17 protein-coding genes are annotated in these 18804 nt (G+C 71.5%); 11 read left to right on the top strand and 6 right to left on the bottom strand.

Annotation, left to right across the window (positions count from 1 at the left end; translation table 11 throughout):
• Positions 1-89: 89 nt before the first annotated feature.
• From cmk to der, 3 genes are all read left to right on the top strand, one after another.
• Positions 90-776 (top strand): (d)CMP kinase, encoded by a 687-nt coding sequence (gene cmk, locus ACZ7L0_RS33090; RefSeq protein WP_471246217.1) that lies wholly within the window; start codon positions 90-92, stop codon positions 774-776.
• Positions 777-838: 62 nt separating this feature from the next.
• The gene (locus tag ACZ7L0_RS33085; RefSeq protein ID WP_471246247.1) at positions 839-1426 is read left to right on the top strand and encodes a lysophospholipid acyltransferase family protein; all 588 of its coding nucleotides are present in this window, start codon (positions 839-841) and stop codon (positions 1424-1426) included.
• A 77-nt stretch (positions 1427-1503) separates the two neighbouring features.
• Positions 1504-2985: a ribosome biogenesis GTPase Der gene (gene der, locus ACZ7L0_RS33080; protein WP_471246216.1), complete on the top strand. Its 1482-nt coding sequence runs from the start codon at positions 1504-1506 to the stop codon at positions 2983-2985.
• A 61-nt stretch (positions 2986-3046) separates the two neighbouring features.
• Here der and ACZ7L0_RS33075 read toward each other — a convergent pair whose 3' ends face one another.
• Together ACZ7L0_RS33075 and ACZ7L0_RS33070 are read right to left on the bottom strand one after the other, a co-directional pair.
• On the bottom strand, positions 3047-3442 hold the full coding sequence (locus ACZ7L0_RS33075; protein ID WP_471246215.1) for a hypothetical protein: 396 nt from the start codon (positions 3440-3442) through the stop codon (positions 3047-3049).
• Positions 3443-3509: 67 nt separating this feature from the next.
• Positions 3510-4298 carry a hypothetical protein gene (locus ACZ7L0_RS33070; protein ID WP_471246214.1) on the bottom strand — a complete coding sequence of 263 codons (789 nt, stop codon included), beginning with the start codon at positions 4296-4298 and terminating at the stop codon, positions 3510-3512.
• Between the two features lie 535 nt (positions 4299-4833).
• Here ACZ7L0_RS33070 and ACZ7L0_RS33065 point away from each other — a divergent pair.
• From ACZ7L0_RS33065 to ACZ7L0_RS33055, 3 genes are all read left to right on the top strand, one after another.
• The gene (locus ACZ7L0_RS33065) at positions 4834-5505 is read left to right on the top strand and encodes a LysM peptidoglycan-binding domain-containing protein (protein WP_471246213.1); all 672 of its coding nucleotides are present in this window, start codon (positions 4834-4836) and stop codon (positions 5503-5505) included.
• Positions 5506-5576: 71 nt separating this feature from the next.
• The gene (locus tag ACZ7L0_RS33060) at positions 5577-6572 is read left to right on the top strand and encodes a helix-turn-helix transcriptional regulator (protein ID WP_471246212.1); all 996 of its coding nucleotides are present in this window, start codon (positions 5577-5579) and stop codon (positions 6570-6572) included.
• Positions 6573-6799: 227 nt separating this feature from the next.
• Entirely contained in the window at positions 6800-7015 is a 216-nt protein-coding gene (locus ACZ7L0_RS33055) for an I78 family peptidase inhibitor (protein ID WP_471246211.1), read from the top strand.
• A gap of 104 nt (positions 7016-7119) precedes the next feature.
• On the opposite strand, the gene ACZ7L0_RS33050 is transcribed toward ACZ7L0_RS33055, so the two are convergent.
• The gene (locus ACZ7L0_RS33050; RefSeq protein WP_471246210.1) at positions 7120-8142 is read right to left on the bottom strand and encodes a phosphatase PAP2 family protein; all 1023 of its coding nucleotides are present in this window, start codon (positions 8140-8142) and stop codon (positions 7120-7122) included.
• Between the two features lie 206 nt (positions 8143-8348).
• Entirely contained in the window at positions 8349-9647 is a 1299-nt protein-coding gene (locus ACZ7L0_RS33045; RefSeq protein ID WP_471246209.1) for a mannosyltransferase family protein, read from the bottom strand.
• A gap of 263 nt (positions 9648-9910) precedes the next feature.
• Here ACZ7L0_RS33045 and ACZ7L0_RS33040 point away from each other — a divergent pair, with 263 nt between their 5' ends.
• Together ACZ7L0_RS33040 and ACZ7L0_RS33035 are read left to right on the top strand one after the other, a co-directional pair.
• A complete protein-coding gene (locus tag ACZ7L0_RS33040; protein WP_471246208.1) occupies positions 9911-11512 on the top strand; it encodes an MFS transporter in 1602 nt (533 codons plus the stop codon).
• Positions 11513-11617: 105 nt separating this feature from the next.
• A complete protein-coding gene (locus ACZ7L0_RS33035; protein WP_471246207.1) occupies positions 11618-12808 on the top strand; it encodes an acyl-CoA dehydrogenase family protein in 1191 nt (396 codons plus the stop codon).
• A gap of 37 nt (positions 12809-12845) precedes the next feature.
• Here the strand turns inward: ACZ7L0_RS33035 and ACZ7L0_RS33030 are convergent, their stop codons facing one another.
• Complete coding sequence (locus tag ACZ7L0_RS33030; RefSeq protein ID WP_471246206.1) at positions 12846-13283, bottom strand: cell division protein SepF; 438 nt, start codon at positions 13281-13283, stop codon at positions 12846-12848.
• A gap of 312 nt (positions 13284-13595) precedes the next feature.
• On the opposite strand from ACZ7L0_RS33030, the gene ACZ7L0_RS33025 reads away from it, so the two are divergent.
• Complete coding sequence (locus ACZ7L0_RS33025) at positions 13596-14765, top strand: DUF5685 family protein (RefSeq protein WP_471246205.1); 1170 nt, start codon at positions 13596-13598, stop codon at positions 14763-14765.
• A 31-nt stretch (positions 14766-14796) separates the two neighbouring features.
• Here the strand turns inward: ACZ7L0_RS33025 and ACZ7L0_RS33020 are convergent, their stop codons facing one another.
• A complete protein-coding gene (locus ACZ7L0_RS33020; RefSeq protein WP_471246204.1) occupies positions 14797-15747 on the bottom strand; it encodes an ABC transporter substrate-binding protein in 951 nt (316 codons plus the stop codon).
• A gap of 418 nt (positions 15748-16165) precedes the next feature.
• On the opposite strand from ACZ7L0_RS33020, the gene ACZ7L0_RS33015 reads away from it, so the two are divergent.
• On the top strand, positions 16166-17023 hold the full coding sequence (locus tag ACZ7L0_RS33015; RefSeq protein WP_471246203.1) for an amino acid ABC transporter permease: 858 nt from the start codon (positions 16166-16168) through the stop codon (positions 17021-17023).
• Positions 17020-18783 carry an FAD/NAD(P)-binding protein gene (locus tag ACZ7L0_RS33010; RefSeq protein WP_471246202.1) on the top strand — a complete coding sequence of 588 codons (1764 nt, stop codon included), beginning with the start codon at positions 17020-17022 and terminating at the stop codon, positions 18781-18783. The genes ACZ7L0_RS33015 and ACZ7L0_RS33010 overlap by 4 nt, the downstream gene beginning before the upstream one ends.
• Positions 18784-18804: the final 21 nt, after the last annotated feature.

Below are 18804 nucleotides of genomic sequence, written 5' to 3'. Positions count from 1 at the left end.
CCGTCGGGGTCACCCGAACCCAGTAACCTTGTGCGGGGCGCTCTCGCTCCCCGCACCCCACCCACACCGCACCAGGAAGGTGTCCACCCGTGGAAAACGGCGCCGCCCAGCCCGTGATTGTCGCGATCGACGGCCCCTCGGGCACGGGCAAGTCGAGCACGTCGAAGGCCGTGGCCGCGCAGCTCGGCCTCAGCTACCTGGACACCGGGGCCCAGTACCGGGCGATCACCTGGTGGATGGTGGCCAACGGCATCGACCTCGACGACCCGACCGCCATCGCCGCGGTGGCCGGCAAGCCGGAGATAATCTCGGGCACCGACCCGGCCAACCCGACGATCACGGTCGACGGCGTGGACGTGGCCGCTCCGATCCGCACCCAGGAGGTCACCTCCAAGGTCAGCGCGGTCAGCGCGGTGCCCGAGGTGCGCTCCCGGATCACCGAGCTGCAGCGCTCGCTGGCCGCCTCCGCCGAGACGGGCATCGTCGTCGAGGGCCGTGACATCGGTACGACCGTGCTGCCGGACGCCGACCTGAAGATCTTCCTCACCGCCTCCCCGGAGGCGCGTGCCGCCCGCCGCAGCGGCGAGCTGAAGGGCGCGGACGTGCACGCCACCCGCGAGGCGCTGATCAAGCGGGACGCGGCCGACTCCAGCCGCAAGACCTCGCCGCTGGCCAAGGCGGGCGACGCGGTCGAGGTGGACACCACCGAGCTCACGCTCGGACAGGTCATCGAGTGCGTCGTCACACTCGTCGAGGAGAAGCGGGCAGGGAAGTGACCCAGCCGTCCGTTCCTTCGGAGAAGGGCGCCGAGGTCGGGCGGCGCATCGGCGTCGGCCTGATGTACGGGCTGTGGAAGCCGCGCGTGCTCGGCGCCTGGAAGGTGCCCGCGAGCGGTCCGGTGATCTTCGCCGTCAACCACTCCCACAACATCGACGGCCCGATGGTCATGGGCGTGGCACCCCGGCCGACGCACTTCCTGATCAAGAAGGAGGCGTTCGTCGGCCCGCTCGACCCGTTCCTGCGGGGCATCGGCCAGCTGAAGGTGGACCGCGACACCACCGACCGCACGGCGATCACACGGGCGCTCGGCGTGCTGGAGAACGGGGGAGTGCTGGGCATCTTCCCCGAGGGCACCCGGGGCGAGGGCGACTTCGCCTCGCTGCGCGCCGGGCTGGCGTACTTCGCGGTGCGCAGCGCGGCGCCGATCGTGCCGGTGGCCGTCCTGGGAAGTTCTGACCGGCCGGGGCGGTTGCTGAAGGGGCTGCCTCCGCTGCGCTCCCGCGTCGACGTCGTCTTCGGCGACCCGTTCGAGGCGGGCGACGGCAGCGGGCGGCGTACGCGCAAGGCCTTGGACGAGGCCACCGAACGCATCCAGAAGCAGCTCACCGCTCACCTGGAAAACGCCAGGCGCCTCACCGGGCGTTAGGCGACACTTGAGTAGTGGATCAGCCGGGAGAAAGCGGGCGATCCACCGATCACCACGATGAACGAGGTACGGACTTCATGAACGACCAGATCCAGCCCGACGGCTCGGCCGCGCACGAGTACGAGCACGGGGCGCTCGGCGACGCCGAGTACGCGGAGTTCATGGAGCTCGCCGCGGAAGAGGGCTTCGACCTGGAGGACGTCGAGGGCGCCATCGAGGCGGCGGGCCACGGTCCGCTGCCCGTGCTCGCGGTCGTCGGCCGCCCCAATGTCGGCAAGTCGACTCTGGTGAACCGGATCATCGGCCGCCGTGAGGCGGTCGTCGAGGACAAGCCGGGCGTCACCCGCGACCGGGTCACCTACGAGGCCGAGTGGGCGGGCCGCCGCTTCAAGGTGGTCGACACCGGCGGCTGGGAGCAGGACGTCCTCGGCATCGACGCCTCCGTGGCCGCGCAGGCCGAGTACGCGATCGAGGCCGCCGACGCGGTGGTCTTCGTGGTCGACGCCAAGGTCGGCGCCACCGACACCGACGAGGCCGTCGTACGGCTGCTGCGCAAGGCCGGCAAGCCCGTGGTGCTGTGCGCCAACAAGGTCGACGGCCCCAGCGGCGAGGCCGACGCGGCCTATCTGTGGTCGCTGGGCCTCGGCGAGCCGCACCCCGTCTCCGCCCTGCACGGCCGCGGCACCGGCGACATGCTGGACGCCGTCCTGGAGGCACTGCCGGAGGCGCCCGAGCAGACCTTCGGCACCGCCGTCGGCGGCCCGCGCCGCATCGCGCTGATCGGCCGCCCGAACGTCGGCAAGTCCTCGCTGCTGAACAAGGTGGCAGGCGAGGAGCGGGTCGTCGTCAACGAACTGGCCGGCACCACCCGCGACCCGGTCGACGAACTGATCGAACTGGGCGGCGTGACCTGGAAGTTCGTCGACACGGCCGGCATCCGCAAGCGGGTCCACCTCCAGCAGGGCGCCGACTACTACGCCTCCCTGCGCACGGCCGCCGCCGTGGAGAAGGCCGAGCTGGCCGTCATCCTGCTCGACGCCTCCGAGAACATCTCGGTGCAGGACCAGCGCATCGTCACCATGGCCGTCGAGGCGGGCCGTGCCGTGGTCCTCGCCTTCAACAAGTGGGACACCCTCGACGAGGAGCGCCGCTACTACCTGGAGCGGGAGATCGAGACCGAGCTCGGCCAGGTGGCCTGGGCGCCCCGCGTCAACGTCTCGGCGCGCACCGGCCGTCACATGGAGAAGCTGGTCCCGGCGATCGAGACGGCCCTGGCGGGCTGGGAGACCCGGGTGCCGACCGGACGCCTCAACGCGTTCCTCGGCGAGCTGGTCTCGGCCCACCCGCACCCGGTCCGGGGCGGCAAGCAGCCGCGCATCCTCTTCGGCACCCAGGCCGGCACCAAGCCGCCGCGGTTCGTCCTGTTCGCCTCCGGCTTCATCGAGGCGGGCTACCGGCGCTTCATCGAGCGCCGGCTGCGCGAGGAGTTCGGCTTCGAGGGCACCCCGATCCATATCTCGGTGCGGGTGCGCGAGAAGCGCGGCGCGAAGAAGAAGTGACCCACGCGGCGAAAGGGCGGCCCCTGACTCGGTCAGGGGCCGCCCTTTCGCCGTCGGTACGTCAGACTCCCCGGCGCCGGGCGGGCGGCAGCGCCGCCGGGACATGGTGCATCCCGGTGTCGTGCTGCCGGCCGACCGTCCCGACCCGCTGCCACGAGGGCGGCTGCTGCTGCCCGGCGTGGCGGGCGCTGTACGCACCCGCGCTGTACGCGCTGTACGCGTTCGAGCCGTACGACCCCGCGCCGGTGCTGTGCGGGGCGATCCCGAAGGCGACGAACCCGAGGTCCTCCTCACCGCTGCGGTCGCCGGGCAGTGTCCGGAGGGTCTTGACCCACTCCGCGTAGAGCGAGTCGTAGATCGGCGTGGCCGATGGCCCGCCCGGCGCCTCCTGCCCCGACCGGGCGGACGGAATGGGGACGAAGGACGGGCGGCGGGGAGGAACGTCGTATGTGTGCACGTATGTCCAAACGACCCCGGGCCTCTGGGGATGCGGCCGGGGGTGATGCCATTGGCGAGGGGGGCGCTCAGGTCCCGGCGAGCGGCAGCGCCGCCGCGACCAGCTTCCCGTTGGCCGCCGCCTTGTCCAGCGCGTCCCGCAGCAGGTCCTCGCGCGGCTGCCGCCCGATGGAACCGACCGGCGCCGCGAACATCAGCACCTGCTGGTGCTTGTTGGCGGCGGCCCGCCAGCCGTCCGTCACCTGCAGCGGCTGGTGCGCCTGCCACCAGGCGACCGGCTGTCCGCCGTTCGGGCCCGGCTGGAGCACCGCGTGCAGCTGACCGACCGCCAGCAGTACCGACCACCCGTGCAGCACCGGCGGTACGGAGCCCAGCTCGGTCACCGGCATGAAGCCCTGCTCGATGAGCAGCGGCAGGAAGTCGTCGCCGGCCCCGGTCGTGCCCGGCCGCACGATCGGCGCGGTCGGCTCCACGACGAGCGCCGGGTGCAACTCCCCGGAGATCAGGACGAGTCCGCTGGTCACCCCGAGTACGGCCTGCTCGGGCACGACCCTCTGCGGCTCACCGGCGGCGGAGTGCGCATCGCCGCTGATGGAGCGGACGGCGCCCTGCAACTGCTCCTCGGTGACCTGGACGACCTGCGAGGGCAGGCAGCTGGCGTGGGCGAAGGCGAGGACGGCGGTCTCGTCCCCGACGAACAGGACGGTGCTGGTGCGCTCCTGCTCGGAGTCGCCCGGGGTGCGGCAGGACGTGCAGTCGTAACTGCCCGGGGCGTTCTCTCCGGCGAGCAGCCGGTCGGCTTCTTCGTCGCCGATCTCGGCGCGTACGGCGTCACTGACGTCGAGCATGCGCGGCACGGGTGGCTCCCTCGGATGCGGTGCTGGGTCGGCCGGGTGGCTCCCGGCCGATGAGCCCCGGGGTTCCGGGCTCATGAAGAAGACAACGGACGATCTGTGGCGGGAGTCACGCCCCGAGGGGAACGGAATCGAACCATCCACCGCACAGGGTCACCCTTGGTGCGGAATCGTGTACTCCTCGTCAACTCTTCGCATATCAAAGGAACTTGATCCGGTGAAGTGAGTCACAGATCGCCTGAGCGGCTGGTCGACAAATCGGGAAATCGGCGGATGAAGTGGGTGGCCGAAAATCGCTGATACTCGTGGTAACGGCGAACTGGCCTGGCAGGACGGGGAGTTGGTTGATGCCGGGCCGCCCGGCTCTTTACATTCCCGGCCGTGTGCAACGAGCACCGCTCGGGTACGTCCGCCGGCCGCACCAGGCAGGCACCACCGCAGCACCGGCTGAGGCGGACGGGGCGGAGCGCGCGAACCGCGTCCATACGCGGGGCCGCGCCCCGCCTGGGGGACCCCGGGTCCGTGGAGAGGGAATTACATGTCCGAATGTGCCGATACCACCCGCAGCACCGCTCGTAAGGACAGCGCCCGCAAGGGACGTACGACGGCGGTCCTCGCCGGGGCGGCACTGCTCGCCCCGCTCGGACTGCTGGCGGCGACCGGCAACGCCGACGCGGCGGACAACGGAGTGTGGGACCGCATCGCCCAGTGCGAGAGCGGCGGCAACTGGCACATCAACACCGGCAACGGCTACTACGGCGGGCTCCAGTTCTCCGCCTCCACCTGGCGCGCGTACGGCGGCACGGCCTACGCGCCGACCGCCGACCAGGCCACCAGGGAACAGCAGATCGCCGTCGCCGCCAAGGTCCAGCGCGCCCAGGGCTGGGGCGCCTGGCCGGTCTGTTCGGCCCGGGCCGGAGCCTCCGGAGCCGCACCGGCGGCGGCCTCCTCCGGTACCGCCACCACGAAGTCGGCTCCGTCGAAGCCGTCCAAGGCGCCGCAGCGTTCGACGGGCCACACGAACCGCAGCACCTCCCGGGGCACCTCCAGCGGCTCGTCCCACGGGAACTACACCGTCCGCGAGGGCGACACGCTGAGCAAGATCGCCGCCCGGCACGGGACCACCTGGCAGCGGATCTACGCCGCCAACAAGGCCGTCATCGGCGCTGACCCCGATCTGATCGTGCCCGGACAGCGCCTCGCGGTCTGAGCCGAGCCGCTGTCCTCATGGACTCCTCATGAGGACAGCGGCTGTCCGCATCCCCTGACAGACTCGCTCCCATGCTGGAGACCTCGGCACGACTGCTGCGCCTGCTCTCACTGCTCCAGGCCCACCGCGACTGGTCCGGCCCCGAACTGGCCGAACGGCTCGGCGTCACGCCGCGCACGGTCCGCCGGGACGTGGACCGGCTGCGCGAGCTGGGCTACCCCGTCAACGCCAGCCCCGGCACCGGCGGCGGCTACCAGCTCGGGGCGGGGGCCGAACTGCCGCCGCTGCTGCTGGACGACGACGAGGCGGTCGCCGTCGCCGTCGGGCTGCGCACGGCCGCCGGGCAGGGCATCGAGGGCATCGGCGAGACCTCCGTACGGGCCCTCGCCAAGCTGGAACAGGTGCTGCCGAGCCGGCTGCGCCGCCGGGTGGGCGCCCTCAACGCGTTCACCGTGCCGATGCTGCGCGGACCGCAGCCCTCCGCCGTCGACCCGGCCGTCCTGACCGAACTGGCCCACCTGTGCCGGGATGCCGAGCGGCTGCGCTTCGAGTACCGCGCACACGACGGCGGCATGAGCCGCCGTACCGTCGAACCGCACCGCCTGGTGTGCACCGAGCGCCTGTGGTACCTGGTCGCCTGGGACGTCGACCGCGCCGACTGGCGGACCTTCCGCGTCGACCGCATCACGCCCAGGCCGCCGCACGGCCCCCGCTTCACCCCGCGGGAGCCACCCGCCGAGGACCTCGCCGCCTATGTCTCGCGCGGGGTCTCCACGCACGCGTACGCCACGCATGCCGTCGTCCGGCTCCTCGTGCCGCTGGCGGAGGCGGCCGAGCGGGTCTCGCCGTCTGCCGGGACGCTGGAGCCTGACGGGCCGGACGCCTGCCTCCTGCGCGCCGGTGCCGCGAGCCTGGACGTGATGGTGGTGCACGTGACGATGCTCGGCCTCGAGTTCGAGGTGCTGGAGCCGGCCGAGCTCACCGAGGCGGTCAGGAGGGCCCGCGACCGGCTCTCACGCGCTCTCGGAGAAGCTCCTGCGCCCGGCCGTTCTGTGCCGGGGCAGTGAATTGCTTATGCGGTGTCAGCTTGCCCGGCAGCGCCCCGACCGGGAATGGAATGGCGCTTTCCGCCGGGCTATTCGACCCGCCGCACGCAGGTGCGGAAATCACGTTCGAATACCCCGATGAGTCGTGGAGAAACCCTCGTTCGTGTGACGGAGTTCGATGAAAACGCGTGTCGTGATCCTGTGACAGAAGTGTGACCGGGGAGGGACGCCCGGGCTAGCGTGAGCGTATGGCACCGATTCCCACTCCGTCAGCGGAGCCCCAGGACAGTCCGGAAGGGTACGTCGGCCTCGACGCGTCCCGCGCCGAGCGGCTCGCACGGGAACGGGGGTGGTCGACGGTGCGGTCGCTGCCGCCCGGCGCGATCATCACCATGGAGTACCGGGCGGGACGGCTGAACTTCGAGGTGCGGGACGGCAGGGTGGCGCGCGCCTGGAAGGGCTGAGCCCGGCGAGCGCCATACGGAAGGCCCCGGTCCTGCGTGCGGGACCGGGGCCTTCGCGGTGCGGGGGTGGTGTGTGCGTACCGGCCCCGCTGCCTCGGTGGCGGTCAGCCGCCCGTGAGGGGGCGGGCCGCCGGGGTCGCGCCGCGCGGGACGCGCTCCGGGTGGGGCGGGCGGCGGCTGCCCGCCGGGGTGACCGGGGTGCGCTCCGAGCGGACCGCGTGCGGGCCCGGCGTCCGGTGGACCGACGCCCGGGGCGAATGGGCGGAGGAGACCGGCTCGCGGGCCGGGGCCGTCTCCTCGGCCGGCGCGGTGCGCGGCTTGAGGACGACCGGGACCGGGACGGCCGGTGCGGGCACGGTGCGGCCGCGACGGTCGCGCAGGCGGTCGCGCAGGTCGAACAGGGCGGCCTCGGCCCGGGCGATCAGCGGTTCGCACCACGGCAGCGCCAGCAGGATCAGCAGCCCCGCGGCCCAGCCCAGGAGCACGTCGCTCAGCCAGTGCGTACCGAGGTAGACGGTGGCCATCCCGACGCCGAGCGAGGTCACGGCCGACACCGCGGACAGCCAGCGGCGCGCTCTCGGGGTGGAGGCCAGATACGCCAGGATTCCCCAGGTCACCACCGCGTTGGCGGTGTGGCCGCTGGGGAATATATCGCCGCCCAGACCCATCTCGTTGGAGCCGATCACGGTGGCGTAGTGCGGGCCGAGGCGGCCCATGCCGATCTTGGCGGCGCCGACCGTGATGTTCAGCAGCAGCAGTGAGGCGCCGAGGGTCAGCAGCGGGCGGAGCGTGTGCTGCCGCCAGGAGCGCCAGCCCAGCCAGGCCGCGACCATCACGGCGGTGGGGCCGCGCTGGCCGAGCACCACGTAGTAGTCGACGAACCAGTGGATGCCCGACCACTGTTGGTACGGCCGGAAGAACATGACCTGCCAGTCGAGCCGGACCAGCCAGGAGGTCGTCACCACGGCCCACACGATCGCCAGGTAGAAAGCCAGGGTCGCCGAGAACAGCACGACCCGGTGCCGGCTCATCCTCGGCACATCGATGTGGGCCGGTCGTTCCGGCTCACGGTCCAGTCTGGCGAACACCCGGTCCAGACGACGGGTTAGGTTTCGTTCGGTACGCACCCAATCGACGTTACAGCGAGTGAGCTCTCCGCCCGGGCGAAACAGCGGCTTTGTGATGACGATGTGATGTGGGAAACCTCTCAGGAGTGCCTGCAATTCAGTGAGTTCGGCAATCCCCGCCGACCGTCTCCCGTAATTCCTTTGATCATGCTGGGCGGTGGTTTTATGGGGCTTATGAATTCGTTCACCGAATCATGGGGTGGAATTCACGGGGGGCCGGAGCCGTTCAGCCAGAACGCCCCGTAGGCCGCCGAGGCCACCGCCAACACGCCGGTGACCAGCGTGAATCGGGACGTGCGGGCGCGGGCGAGGGCCAGGGCGAGGGGCAGCAGCAGGGGGAAGGCGGGCAGCAGCAGGCGCGGCTTGGAGCCGAAGTAGCTCGACGCGCACAGGGCGAGGGCGGTGACCACACCCGTGTACACCAGCAGCGGGAGCGGCTGGCGCTGCCGTACGCCGATGACGTACAGCCAGATCACCAGGCCGACCCCGATGATCAGCGCAACCCCGGCCAGGGCCGACGGAATTGACGTGAACTTGTCGGCGACGAAGCGGGCGAAGGCGTATCCGCCGTCGAAGCCGTTGCGCCACCCGGCTTGGACGTCCAGATAACCGAGCGGGCCCTTGCCGGTGCGGTGGCCGACCCAGAGGACGTAGGCGGCGGCGCCGAGGGGAGCGAGGAGCATACCGAGGGCGCGACGCCAGAGTGGTGCGCCGTCCGGAGCCGCGGACCGCCCCTCGTCGACGGAGGGGGCGTGCGAGGTCTTCCGTGCGCGGGTGATGTGCGGCACGCGCGGGGAGCGGTGGTCACCCGTCGAGTCGGGGGCGCGTTCGTCGTCCCGCGCGCCGTGCGTCGTGACCGCGCTGCGATCCCGCACGAACGAGACCACGCCGGCCGTCCACACCGCCGCGACCACCGCGAGCCCCACCGGCCGGGTCAGCCCGGCCAGCGCGGCCAGGGTGCCCGCGGTCACCCACCGCCCGGTCAGCACGGCGTACAGCGACCAGGCGGCGAGGGCCGTGAACAGTGACTCGCTGTACGCCATCGACTGCACGATCCCGACCGGCAGCAGCGCCCACAGCAGTACCGCGCAGACCCCGGTCCGGCGTCCGTACACCCGGTCCGCCACCGCGAAGATCCCCCAGGCCGCGGCGAGCGAGGCGAGCAGGCCGACCACGAAACCGGCGTCGGCGTACGACAGCGGGGTCAGGGCGTGCAGCAGCCGCTCCAGCCAGGGCAGCAGCGGGAAGAAGGCCAGGTTGGAGTGGACGTCGCCGTTGGGCAGGCGCACCTCGTAGCCGTAACCCAGCTCGGCGACCCGCGTGTACCACAGCGCGTCCCAGCGGGCGGTGAGCAGCGTGTACGCGCTCTTGCCGCGCGCCGCGCTCCACCCCGCCAGCACGAGCAGGCCCAGGGCGCGCACGGCGGCATACCCGAGGAGGGCCGGGGCCGCCCGGCGCAGAGGTGTGACGCGGGGAGGTGCCACGCGCGTCGCAAGATCGGTCACGGGGTCGATTATCGACCGGCCGTGGAACCGGACGGTTCACCGGGGCGTGGTCAAGGACAGCGGAAGTGGCGTACGCCACATGTTTCCGCGGGGAGTGTGAGAGGTCCGCCACGCGTATACGGAACGAACTCGCGTACGCTGGCGAGTCACTCGCGTTCGTATGCGCGGGCCGGAGACCACCACCGCTCCTCCGGCCGAAGTCGCGGGGAACCCCCACCCCCGTGAGCCCGCCGAACCCGAGGGAACATCTGGGAGGTACGTACATGTCCGGGACGACCACGGCTGCCGCCGCGCTGCGCCGTCGGGCGGCCGGGGCCGGTGCCAACCGCTGGGTCGTCCTCGTCGTCCTCTGTGTCAGCCTGCTCCTCGTCGCCCTCGACGCGACCGTACTGCACGTGGCTGTGCCCGCCGTCACCGAGGACCTCCGGCCCGGCGCCATCGAACTGCTCTGGATCGTCGACGTCTACCCGCTCGTCTGCGCCTCGCTGCTGATTCTCTTCGGCAGCCTCGGCGACCGGGTGGGCCGTCGGCGGATCCTGCTCCTCGGGTACGCGCTGTTCGGCGTCGCCTCCGCCCTCGCGGCCTTCGCGCCGAGCGCCGAGGTACTGATCCTCGCCCGGGCGCTGCTCGGCGTCGGCGGCGCGATGATCATGCCGGCCACGCTGTCCCTCCTCCGCCAGGTCTTCCCCGACCGGCGGGAGCGGGCGCTGGCGATCGGCATCTGGAGTGCGGTGGCCGCGGTGGGCGCGGCGGTGGGGCCGCTGCTCGGCGGTTTCCTCCTGGAGCACTTCTGGTGGGGCTCGGTGTTCCTGGTGAACATCCCCCTGATGCTGGTCAGCCTGCCGATCGGGCGGATGCTGCTGCCCGAGTCGACGGGGGAGCGGGACGGTCCCTGGGACGTGGTCGGCGCCCTGATGGCGGCGGCCGGGCTGTTCGGGGTCGTGCTGGGTGTGAAGCGACTCGGGGGCGGCGAGCCGGTGTCCGGGGTGTTCACGGTGGCGCCGCTGGTGGTGGGTGCGACGCTGCTCTTCTTCTTCGTACGGCGTCAGCGGCGGCGGCCGTATCCGCTGGTGGACCTGCGGATGTTCGCGCGGCCGGCGTTCAGCACGGCTGTCGGGTGCATCGTGCTGGCGATGCTCGCGCTGGTCGGGCTGGAGCTGATCGCGGCGCAGTACCTGCAGCTGGTGCTGGGGTTGTCGCCACTCGCGACCGGCCTCAGGCTGCTGCCGCTGACCATCGCGGCGATGGCGGCCGGGCTGGCGGGGGCGCGGATGCTGCGGCGGTTCGGGCCGCGGCGGATGGTGTGCTTCGGGTTCTGCCTGACGGCGGTCGCCGTGCTGACGCTGACCGGAATGGGCGGGCGGGACAACCCCGCGCTGCTGCTGTTCGGGTTCGTGCTGCTGGGCTTCGGTCTGGAGACGACGCTGTTCGGGGCGTACGAGTCGATGCTGAGCGAGGCGCCGGCCGAGCAGGCGGGCGGGGCCGCGGCGATCGGGGAGACCTCGTACCAGCTCGGCGCCGGGATCGGGATCGCGCTGCTCGGCAGTGTGATGAACGCGGCGTACGCGCCCGGGCTGGCGTCCGTCCCCGGAGTGCCTGCGCCCGCGGCGGCCTCGGCGGGGCATTCGCTGGGGGAGGCGTACGAGGTTGCCGCCCAGCTGGGCGGAGGGGTCGGGGGTGCCCTGCGCAGGGCGGCCCGGGAGTCCTTCGTGCACGGGCTGCATGTGACGCTGCTGGTGAGCGCGGGGCTCTTGCTGCTCGGGGCGGTGATGGCGGTGCGGTTGCCGCGGGTGATGCAGTGCGAGGGCGGCGAGGTGGAGGTGCCCGCGCCCCGTGAGCCGGAGAGGTCCCGCGTCTCGGCCTGACCGCTGTGTCTCTCACGCAGGAGAGTCGGGGGTGGACCTGCCGTGCCGTGGCGTCGTAACGTCGGGGCAACAGTGGTTAGCGGTGCTAGTTTTACCGGAGGGTCCATGTCCGCGTCCCCGAAGTCGCCCCCGTTCGACCCCGCCGATCCCCTCGGCATCGATGACCTGCTGACCCCGGAGGACCTGGCGGTCCGGGAGACGGTGCGCGGGTGGGCGGCGGACAAGGTACTGCCGTACGTGGCCGAGTGGTACGAGAAGGGGGAGCTCCCCGGGATCAGGGAGCTGGCGAGGGAACTCGGCGGTATCGGGGCGCTCGGGATGTCGCTCACCGGCTACGGGTGCGCCGGGGCGAGCGCCGTGCAGTACGGACTGGCGTGTCTGGAGCTGGAGGCCGCCGACTCGGGGATCCGGTCCCTCGTCTCCGTGCAGGGGTCGCTCGCCATGTACGCGATCCACCGGTTCGGCAGCGAGGAGCAGAAGCAGCGGTGGCTGCCGCGCATGGCCGCCGGCGAGGTGATCGGCTGCTTCGGGCTCACCGAGCCCGACCACGGCTCCGACCCCGCGGCCATGCGCACCCACGCCAAGCGGGACGGCGGCGACTGGGTGCTCAACGGCCGCAAGATGTGGATCACCAACGGCTCCGTGGCCGGCGTCGCCGTCGTATGGGCGCGGACCGACGACGGGATCCGCGGGTTCGTCGTCCCCACCGACGCCCCCGGTTTCTCGGCGCCCGAGATCAGGCACAAGTGGTCCCTGCGCGCCTCCGTCACCAGCGAGCTGGTCCTCGACGACGTACGCCTGCCCGCCGATGCCGTGCTGCCGGAGGTCGTCGGGCTCAAGGGGCCGCTCAGCTGTCTCTCGCACGCCCGCTACGGCATCGTCTGGGGTGCGATGGGGGCGGCGCGGTCCTGTTTCGAGACCGCGGTCGACTACGCGAAGAGCCGGGAGCAGTTCGGGCGGCCCATCGGGGGCTTCCAGCTCACCCAGGCCAAACTCGCCGACATGGCGGTGGAACTGCACAAGGGGATTCTGCTCGCCCACCATCTGGGGCGGCGCATGGACGCCGGCCGCCTGCGTCCCGAGCAGGTCAGCTTCGGCAAGCTCAACAACGTCCGCGAGGCCATCGACATCTGCCGTACGGCGCGGACCATCCTCGGTGCCAACGGGATCTCACTCGAATACCCCGTGATGCGGCACGCGACCAATCTGGAGTCGGTGCTCACCTACGAGGGCACCGTCGAGATGCACCAGCTCGTGCTGGGCAAGGCACTCACCGGGCTTGACGCCTTCCGGTAGGACCCCGCGGGGGGCAGGGCCGGTGAGCGGCCCTGCCTCAGCTCTGGTTGAAGAAGCCGTCCGAGCGGTGGGACCTCGCCTCGCCGCTGACGATCTCGGTGTCGGCGGGGGTCAGCAGGAACACCCGGTTGGAGACGCGGTCGATCGAGCCGCGCAGCCCGAAGATGAGCCCGGCCGCGAAGTCGACCACGCGCTTGGCGTCGCCGGGCTCCATGGCCGTGAGGTTCACGATGACCGGGACCCCCTCCCGGAACAGCTCGCCGATGGCGCGCGCGTCCCGGAAGCTGTCCGGGGTCACCGTGCCGATCCTTCTGCCCTTCTCCTCGGCGACGTCCGTCGCCACCTTCACCCGGGGGTCGGTGACCCAGGCATCCCCGGGCTCGGTCCCCTCCGAGTAGTCGTCGTCGTAGTAGCGCTCGTCATCGTTGTCGTCAACGAGGCCGAGCCACGCACTCGCCTTGCGTACCGATCCCATGGACGCCTCCTCTCACAGCGGTCTTTATTGCTTTCCGCATCCCTATGGTCATCCATGATGCGGACGGTGCGCCAAGTGGATAGACGCCGCGCGGGGGGTTTGTGACGGTACTGGTGCACAGCGAATCCGTCGAGAGCCCGTGTGCCCCAAGGGTCCTGCTCTACACGGCTGCTGACTGAGAGTGAAATATGATCGTCGGCGGCGTACGGGTGAAGAGTGGTGCGTACGGGTGAGCGCGCCCACTCCTATGAACCGACCATCTGCCGATACGATGCCGCAGCTCAACGTCGCATCACATCACGGGGGATCGTCGTGTTCGGAATCGTCAGGCCCTGTAGTCACCGGCTCGGCGAGAGCCTCAAGGCCCAGTGGATGGCCCATTTGTGCGGGCTGTGCCTGGCACTGCGCGGAGATCACGGACAATTCGCGCGCATAGTGACGAATTATGACGGACTTCTTATATCTGTTTTGACGGAGGCTCAGGCCGGAAGGGACGGCGGACTGCGGCGTACGGCCGGGCCGTGCCCGTTGCGCGGGATGCGCACCGCCTCCGTCGCACAGGGTGAGGGCGCGCGGCTCGCGGCGGCCGTCTCACTGGTGCTCGCGTCGGCCAAGGTGCGCGACCATGTCGCCGACGGCGACGGACTGCTGGCCCGGCGGCCGGTCGCGCTTGCCGCGCGCCGGGTCGCCGTCAACTGGGGACGCGCGGGTGCCCGTACCGGGGCGGACGTCGGGTTCGACACCGCCGTGCTCGTCGACGCCGTCGACCGGCAGCTCGGCATCGAGGCCCTCGCGGGTCCGGGCACACCGATCCTGACGGTCACCGAGCCGACCGAGACGGCGACCGCCGCCGCCTTCGCGCACACCGCCGTGCTGGCCGGGCGGCCGGACAACGCCGAGCCCCTGGCCGAGGCCGGGCGGCTCTTCGGACGGCTGGCGCACCTCCTGGACGCCGTGGAGGACCGGGCGGCAGACGACGCGTCCGGCGCCTGGAACCCGCTCACCGCGACCGGCACCTCCCTCACCGAGGCCCGGCGGCTCGCCGACGACGCGCTGCACGGCATCCGGCTCGCCCTGCGCGAGGCCGAGTTCGACGACGGGAAGCTCGTACACCTGCTGCTCGCGCACGAGCTGCGGCGCTCGGTCGACCGGGCGTTCGGCACGGGGTCCTGCGGGCACGCGCCCGAGGCCTCCTTCGGGCCGCCCCCGGGACCCCATGCGCCCCGGGCGCCGCACAACCCGTACGGCAACCCCTTCGGCGGTGAACCGCCGCGCCCGGACAAGCGGGGCTTCTGGGCCGGGTGCGCGGTCGCCATCGGGCTGTGCTGCACCTGCAAGGTGTGCTGCGCCGACGAGTACGAGGGTCCCTGGTCGCGGAAGAAGCGGGAGGGTTGCTGCAGCAACTGCGACTGCTCGTGCTGCGAGGCCTGCCAGTGCTGCGAGTGCTGTGAGTGCTGCTCGTGCTGCGACTGCGGGGTGTGAGGGCCTTTCGGTTCCTGAGTTCCTGATTTCCTCAGTTCTTCAGTTCCGGCGGGGAGATCCGCGACTTGCCGATCGCCGAGCCCGTCGTACCCCACTTCTTCAGGATCTTCTCGTACGTGCCGTCCGCGAGGAGCTTGTTCACCGCCGCCTGGAACGCGGGCGCCAGCTTGGTGCCCTTCTTGAAGGCGAAGCCGACGTCGAGGCGGTGGTACTCGTTGAGGAACTTCAGCCCCGGCTGGTGGGCCACGGCGTAGCGCAGGCCGTTGATGGTGGACATCACCACGTCGCTGCGGCCCTGCTGGACGGAGGACCAGATGGCGCTGGACTCGGAGTAAGTCTGCACGGAGTAGGCCTTCTTGCCCGCGTCGGTGCAGACGTGCTTGTTCTCCTCGAGCGTCGCCTCGAAGGTCGTGCCGGCGCCGGTCGCGACGTTCAGGCCGCACAGCTGCCCGAGGTCGGTGATCGTCGACAGCTTGCTGTCCTTGCGGGTGGCGAAGCCCTGGCCGTCGTTGATGTAGGTGACGAAGTCGATCGTCTTGCGGCGTTCGTCGGTGACGCCGAAGTTGCTGGCACCGAAGTCGTACTTGCCGCTGTCCAGGGCGGGCAGGATCGCCTCGAAACTCGCCTGTTCCACCTTGAGCTTGATGCCCAGCACCTTCGCGACGGCCTTGGTGAAGTCGACGTCCTGGCCGGTCAGGGTCTTGCCGTCGTCCAGGTAGGTGGTGCCGGGCGGGGTGCCGCCGACGCTGACGGCGACGGTGAGGCCACCGGTGCCCGGGGGTAGCAGCCGGGCGGCCGACGCGTCCTTCCGGATGCCGGAGACGACGTCCGTGGCGGGGACCTTGTCGGCCTTGGCCGCGGCGCCCACGGCGTCGGTGGAGTCGTCCGAACCGGAGCCGCATGCCGTGAGGAGCAGCGTCGCCGAAGTAATCAGGGCAAAAGGTGCAAAAAGGCGTTTACGGGTACGCGTGGACGTACGCATCGTGTGCGGTCTCCTGGGAGCAGAAGGGCATGCGGAGCGCGAGGGGGGTGCGCGAGGGGAGGGGTGCGCGTGTGAAGGCGAAAGGGGTGGAACGCGAAAGGCGCACCGCCCGGATCGGGGGGCGGTGGCGCGCAGGGGGTCAGCTCAACAGGAAGAGGACCACACTCGACCGAAGTCGATGTGGGAGCGCGTGACCAGCCACTGCTGTGGATGCATGGGCCAAGTGGAACAGGCATCCGGTTCCGCGTCAACCGAGTTGAGATGTACCGCTCACATCATGGACACCCTTGACAGTGAGGGGAAACCGCGCCGTACAGTCGGTGGACGGTCCTGCTGAGGGGCTCGGCCGTATCGCGCCGCGCGGCGCGTCCGTGTGAAGGCACCCACCCGTGTTCCACCGGCGTCACGGAGCCTTCGCATGTCTTCCGACACCCTCGCCAAAGTCCCCGCCGCACCGGACATACCGGAGCAGGCGGACGTCCCGCGGATCGTTCCGCAGCGGCGGCCGGGCCAGTGGACCGCCGCCGTCGCCGTTCTGGTGCTGCTCGGCCTCGCGGTCAACTCCGTCCTGCGCAACGAGGCGTTCCAATGGGACGTCGTCGCCGACTACTTCACCTCGGACTCCATCCTGCGCGGCCTGTGGCTCACGCTGTGGCTGACCGCGGTGGTGATGGTCCTCGGCTTCGCCCTCGGCACCCTGCTCGCCGCGTTCCGGCTCTCCGCCAACCCCGTGCTGCGGGCGGTGAGCTGGGGGTACGTATGGCTGTTCCGGTCGATCCCGATCCTGGTGCAGCTGCTGCTGTGGTTCAACATCGGGGCGCTGTACCCGCAGGTCTTCGGCGTGCGGACGGTCAACCTGCTCAGCCCGGTCGCCGTCGCGATCGTCGGCCTCACCCTGCACGAGGCCGCGTACGCCGCCGAGGTGGTGCGCGGCGGCATCCTCTCCGTCGACCGCGGCCAGATCGAGGCCGCCCAGGCGCTCGGCCTGAGCCGGTGGCGCCGCTGGCGGCGGATCGTGCTGCCGCAGGCCATGCGCTCCATCGTGCCGCCCGCCGGGAACATGCTGATCGGCACCCTCAAAGGCACCTCCATCGTCAGCGTGATCGCCGTCAACGACCTGCTGTTCTCGGCGCAGTTGATCTACCACCGCACCTACCAGGTCATCCCCCTGCTGATGGTGGCCACGATCTGGTACACCCTCGTCACCTCGGTGCTCGGCGTCGGCCAGTACTACGTGGAGAAGCACTACGCGCGCGGTTCGGAGCGCACCCGATGAGCGCCGCCAGGCCGTCACTGGTGATCGTCGGAGCCGGGCCGCGGGGGACCGGACTCCTGGAGCGCATCGCCGCCAACGCGCCCGAGCTGTACGCCGGCACGGGCCTCGACATCCACCTCGTCGACCCCCATCCGCCGGGCGCCGGACGCATCTGGCGCGCGGCGCAGTCCCCGCTGCTGTGGATGAACTCGCACGCCGAGGACGTCACCATGTTCACCGACGAGACGGTGGAGATGGCCGGGCCGGTGCGCGAGGGCCCCACCCTGCACGAATGGGCGGGCCTGGACGGACGCATATTCGCGGACCGGCGGATCCAGGGCGACTACCTGCGCTGGGTGTACGACCGGGCGGTGGCCGACCTGCCGCCGGGCGTCACCGTCCACCACCACTCCCGGCGCGCCCTGCGTGTCAGCGGCTCGCCCGAGGGCCGCCAGCAGGTGTGGCTGGAGGGCCGCCCGAGCGCGCTCCTCGCCGACCTCGTCGTCCTCGCCATCGGCCACCTCGACGCCGAACTCGACGACACCCAGGCCGAGTTGACCGCGTACGCCCGCGAACACGGCTTGGTCCACCTGCCGCCCGACTTCACCGCCGACACCGACCTCACCGCGCTGAGGCCCGGGGAACCCGTCCTCGTCCGCGGCTTCGGGCTCGCCTTCGTCGACCTGATGGTGCTGCTCACCGAGGGACGCGGCGGGCGGTACGAGGGGGAGGAGTACCTCCCGTCGGGGCGGGAGCCCGTACTGTACGTCGGCTCCCGGCGCGGCGTCCCGTACCACTCGAAGATCGGCTACGACTGGACCGGTGAACGGCCCCCGCTGCCCCGCTTCTTCGGGCCCGCCGAGGTCCAGGAGCTGCTGGCGCGGCCGGAGGGCTTCGACTTCCGGCGGGACGTGTGGCCGCTGGTGGAGAAGGAACTGGGCTACGCGCACTACCACCGGCTGTTCACCGCCCATCCCGAGCGGACGGCGGTCGCCTGGGCCACCTTCGAGGAGAAGTACGCGGCGGGGGACGCCGCCGACCTCCAGACCCTGGTCGCCTCCGCCGTACCCGACCCCGCCGACCGCCTCGACCTCGCCGCGCTCGACCGTCCGCTCGACGGCGTGCGCTACGCCTCGCACGAGGAGTTCCAGAAAGGGCTGCGGGAGTACGTCGAGGGCGACCTGAACCGTCGTCATCACGCCGGCCACAGCCCCGACCTCGCCGTCTTCCTCGGGCTGCTCTCCGTCTACGGGCAGCTGATCCGGCTCGGCGGCATCGGCCCCTGGTGGCACGGCTTCTTCAGCTACCTCGCCTCCGGGCCGCCCGGACCCCGGCTGCGGCAGATGCTCGCCCTGTCCCGGGCGGGCCTGCTCAAGTTCGTCGGCGCCGGTATGACCGTCACCGCCGAGGACGGGAGGTTCCGGGCCTCCAGCGCCACCGTGCCCGGCTTCTCGGTCGAGGCCCGGGCACTGGTCGAGGCGCGGCTGCCCGAACCCACCGTCGGGCGGGCCCGCGACACCCTGCTGCGCGAGCTGCACGCCGACGGGGCCGCCGAGACCCCCGACGGGCTGCTCCGGGTGGACCCCGGCGACGGGCGGATCCTCGACCGGGCCGGCCGGCCGCACCCCCGGCGCTTCGCCCTCGGGCCGTACACCGACGGCCGTACCCCCGGCGCCTTCACCCGGCCGCGCACCGGCGGGCCCGCGTTCCGGCAGAACGACGCCACCGCCCGGGCCGCCCTGGCCTTCCTGCGGGACCTGGTGTCTCGCGCCGCCGCGTGAGCCGTCCCCACCCACCTTCAG

It is taken from the genome of Streptomyces sp. NPDC039424, from assembly GCF_055639495.1.
Note: the sequence above shows the minus strand (reverse complement) of the source record. Positions and strands in the feature narration are given on the sequence as shown.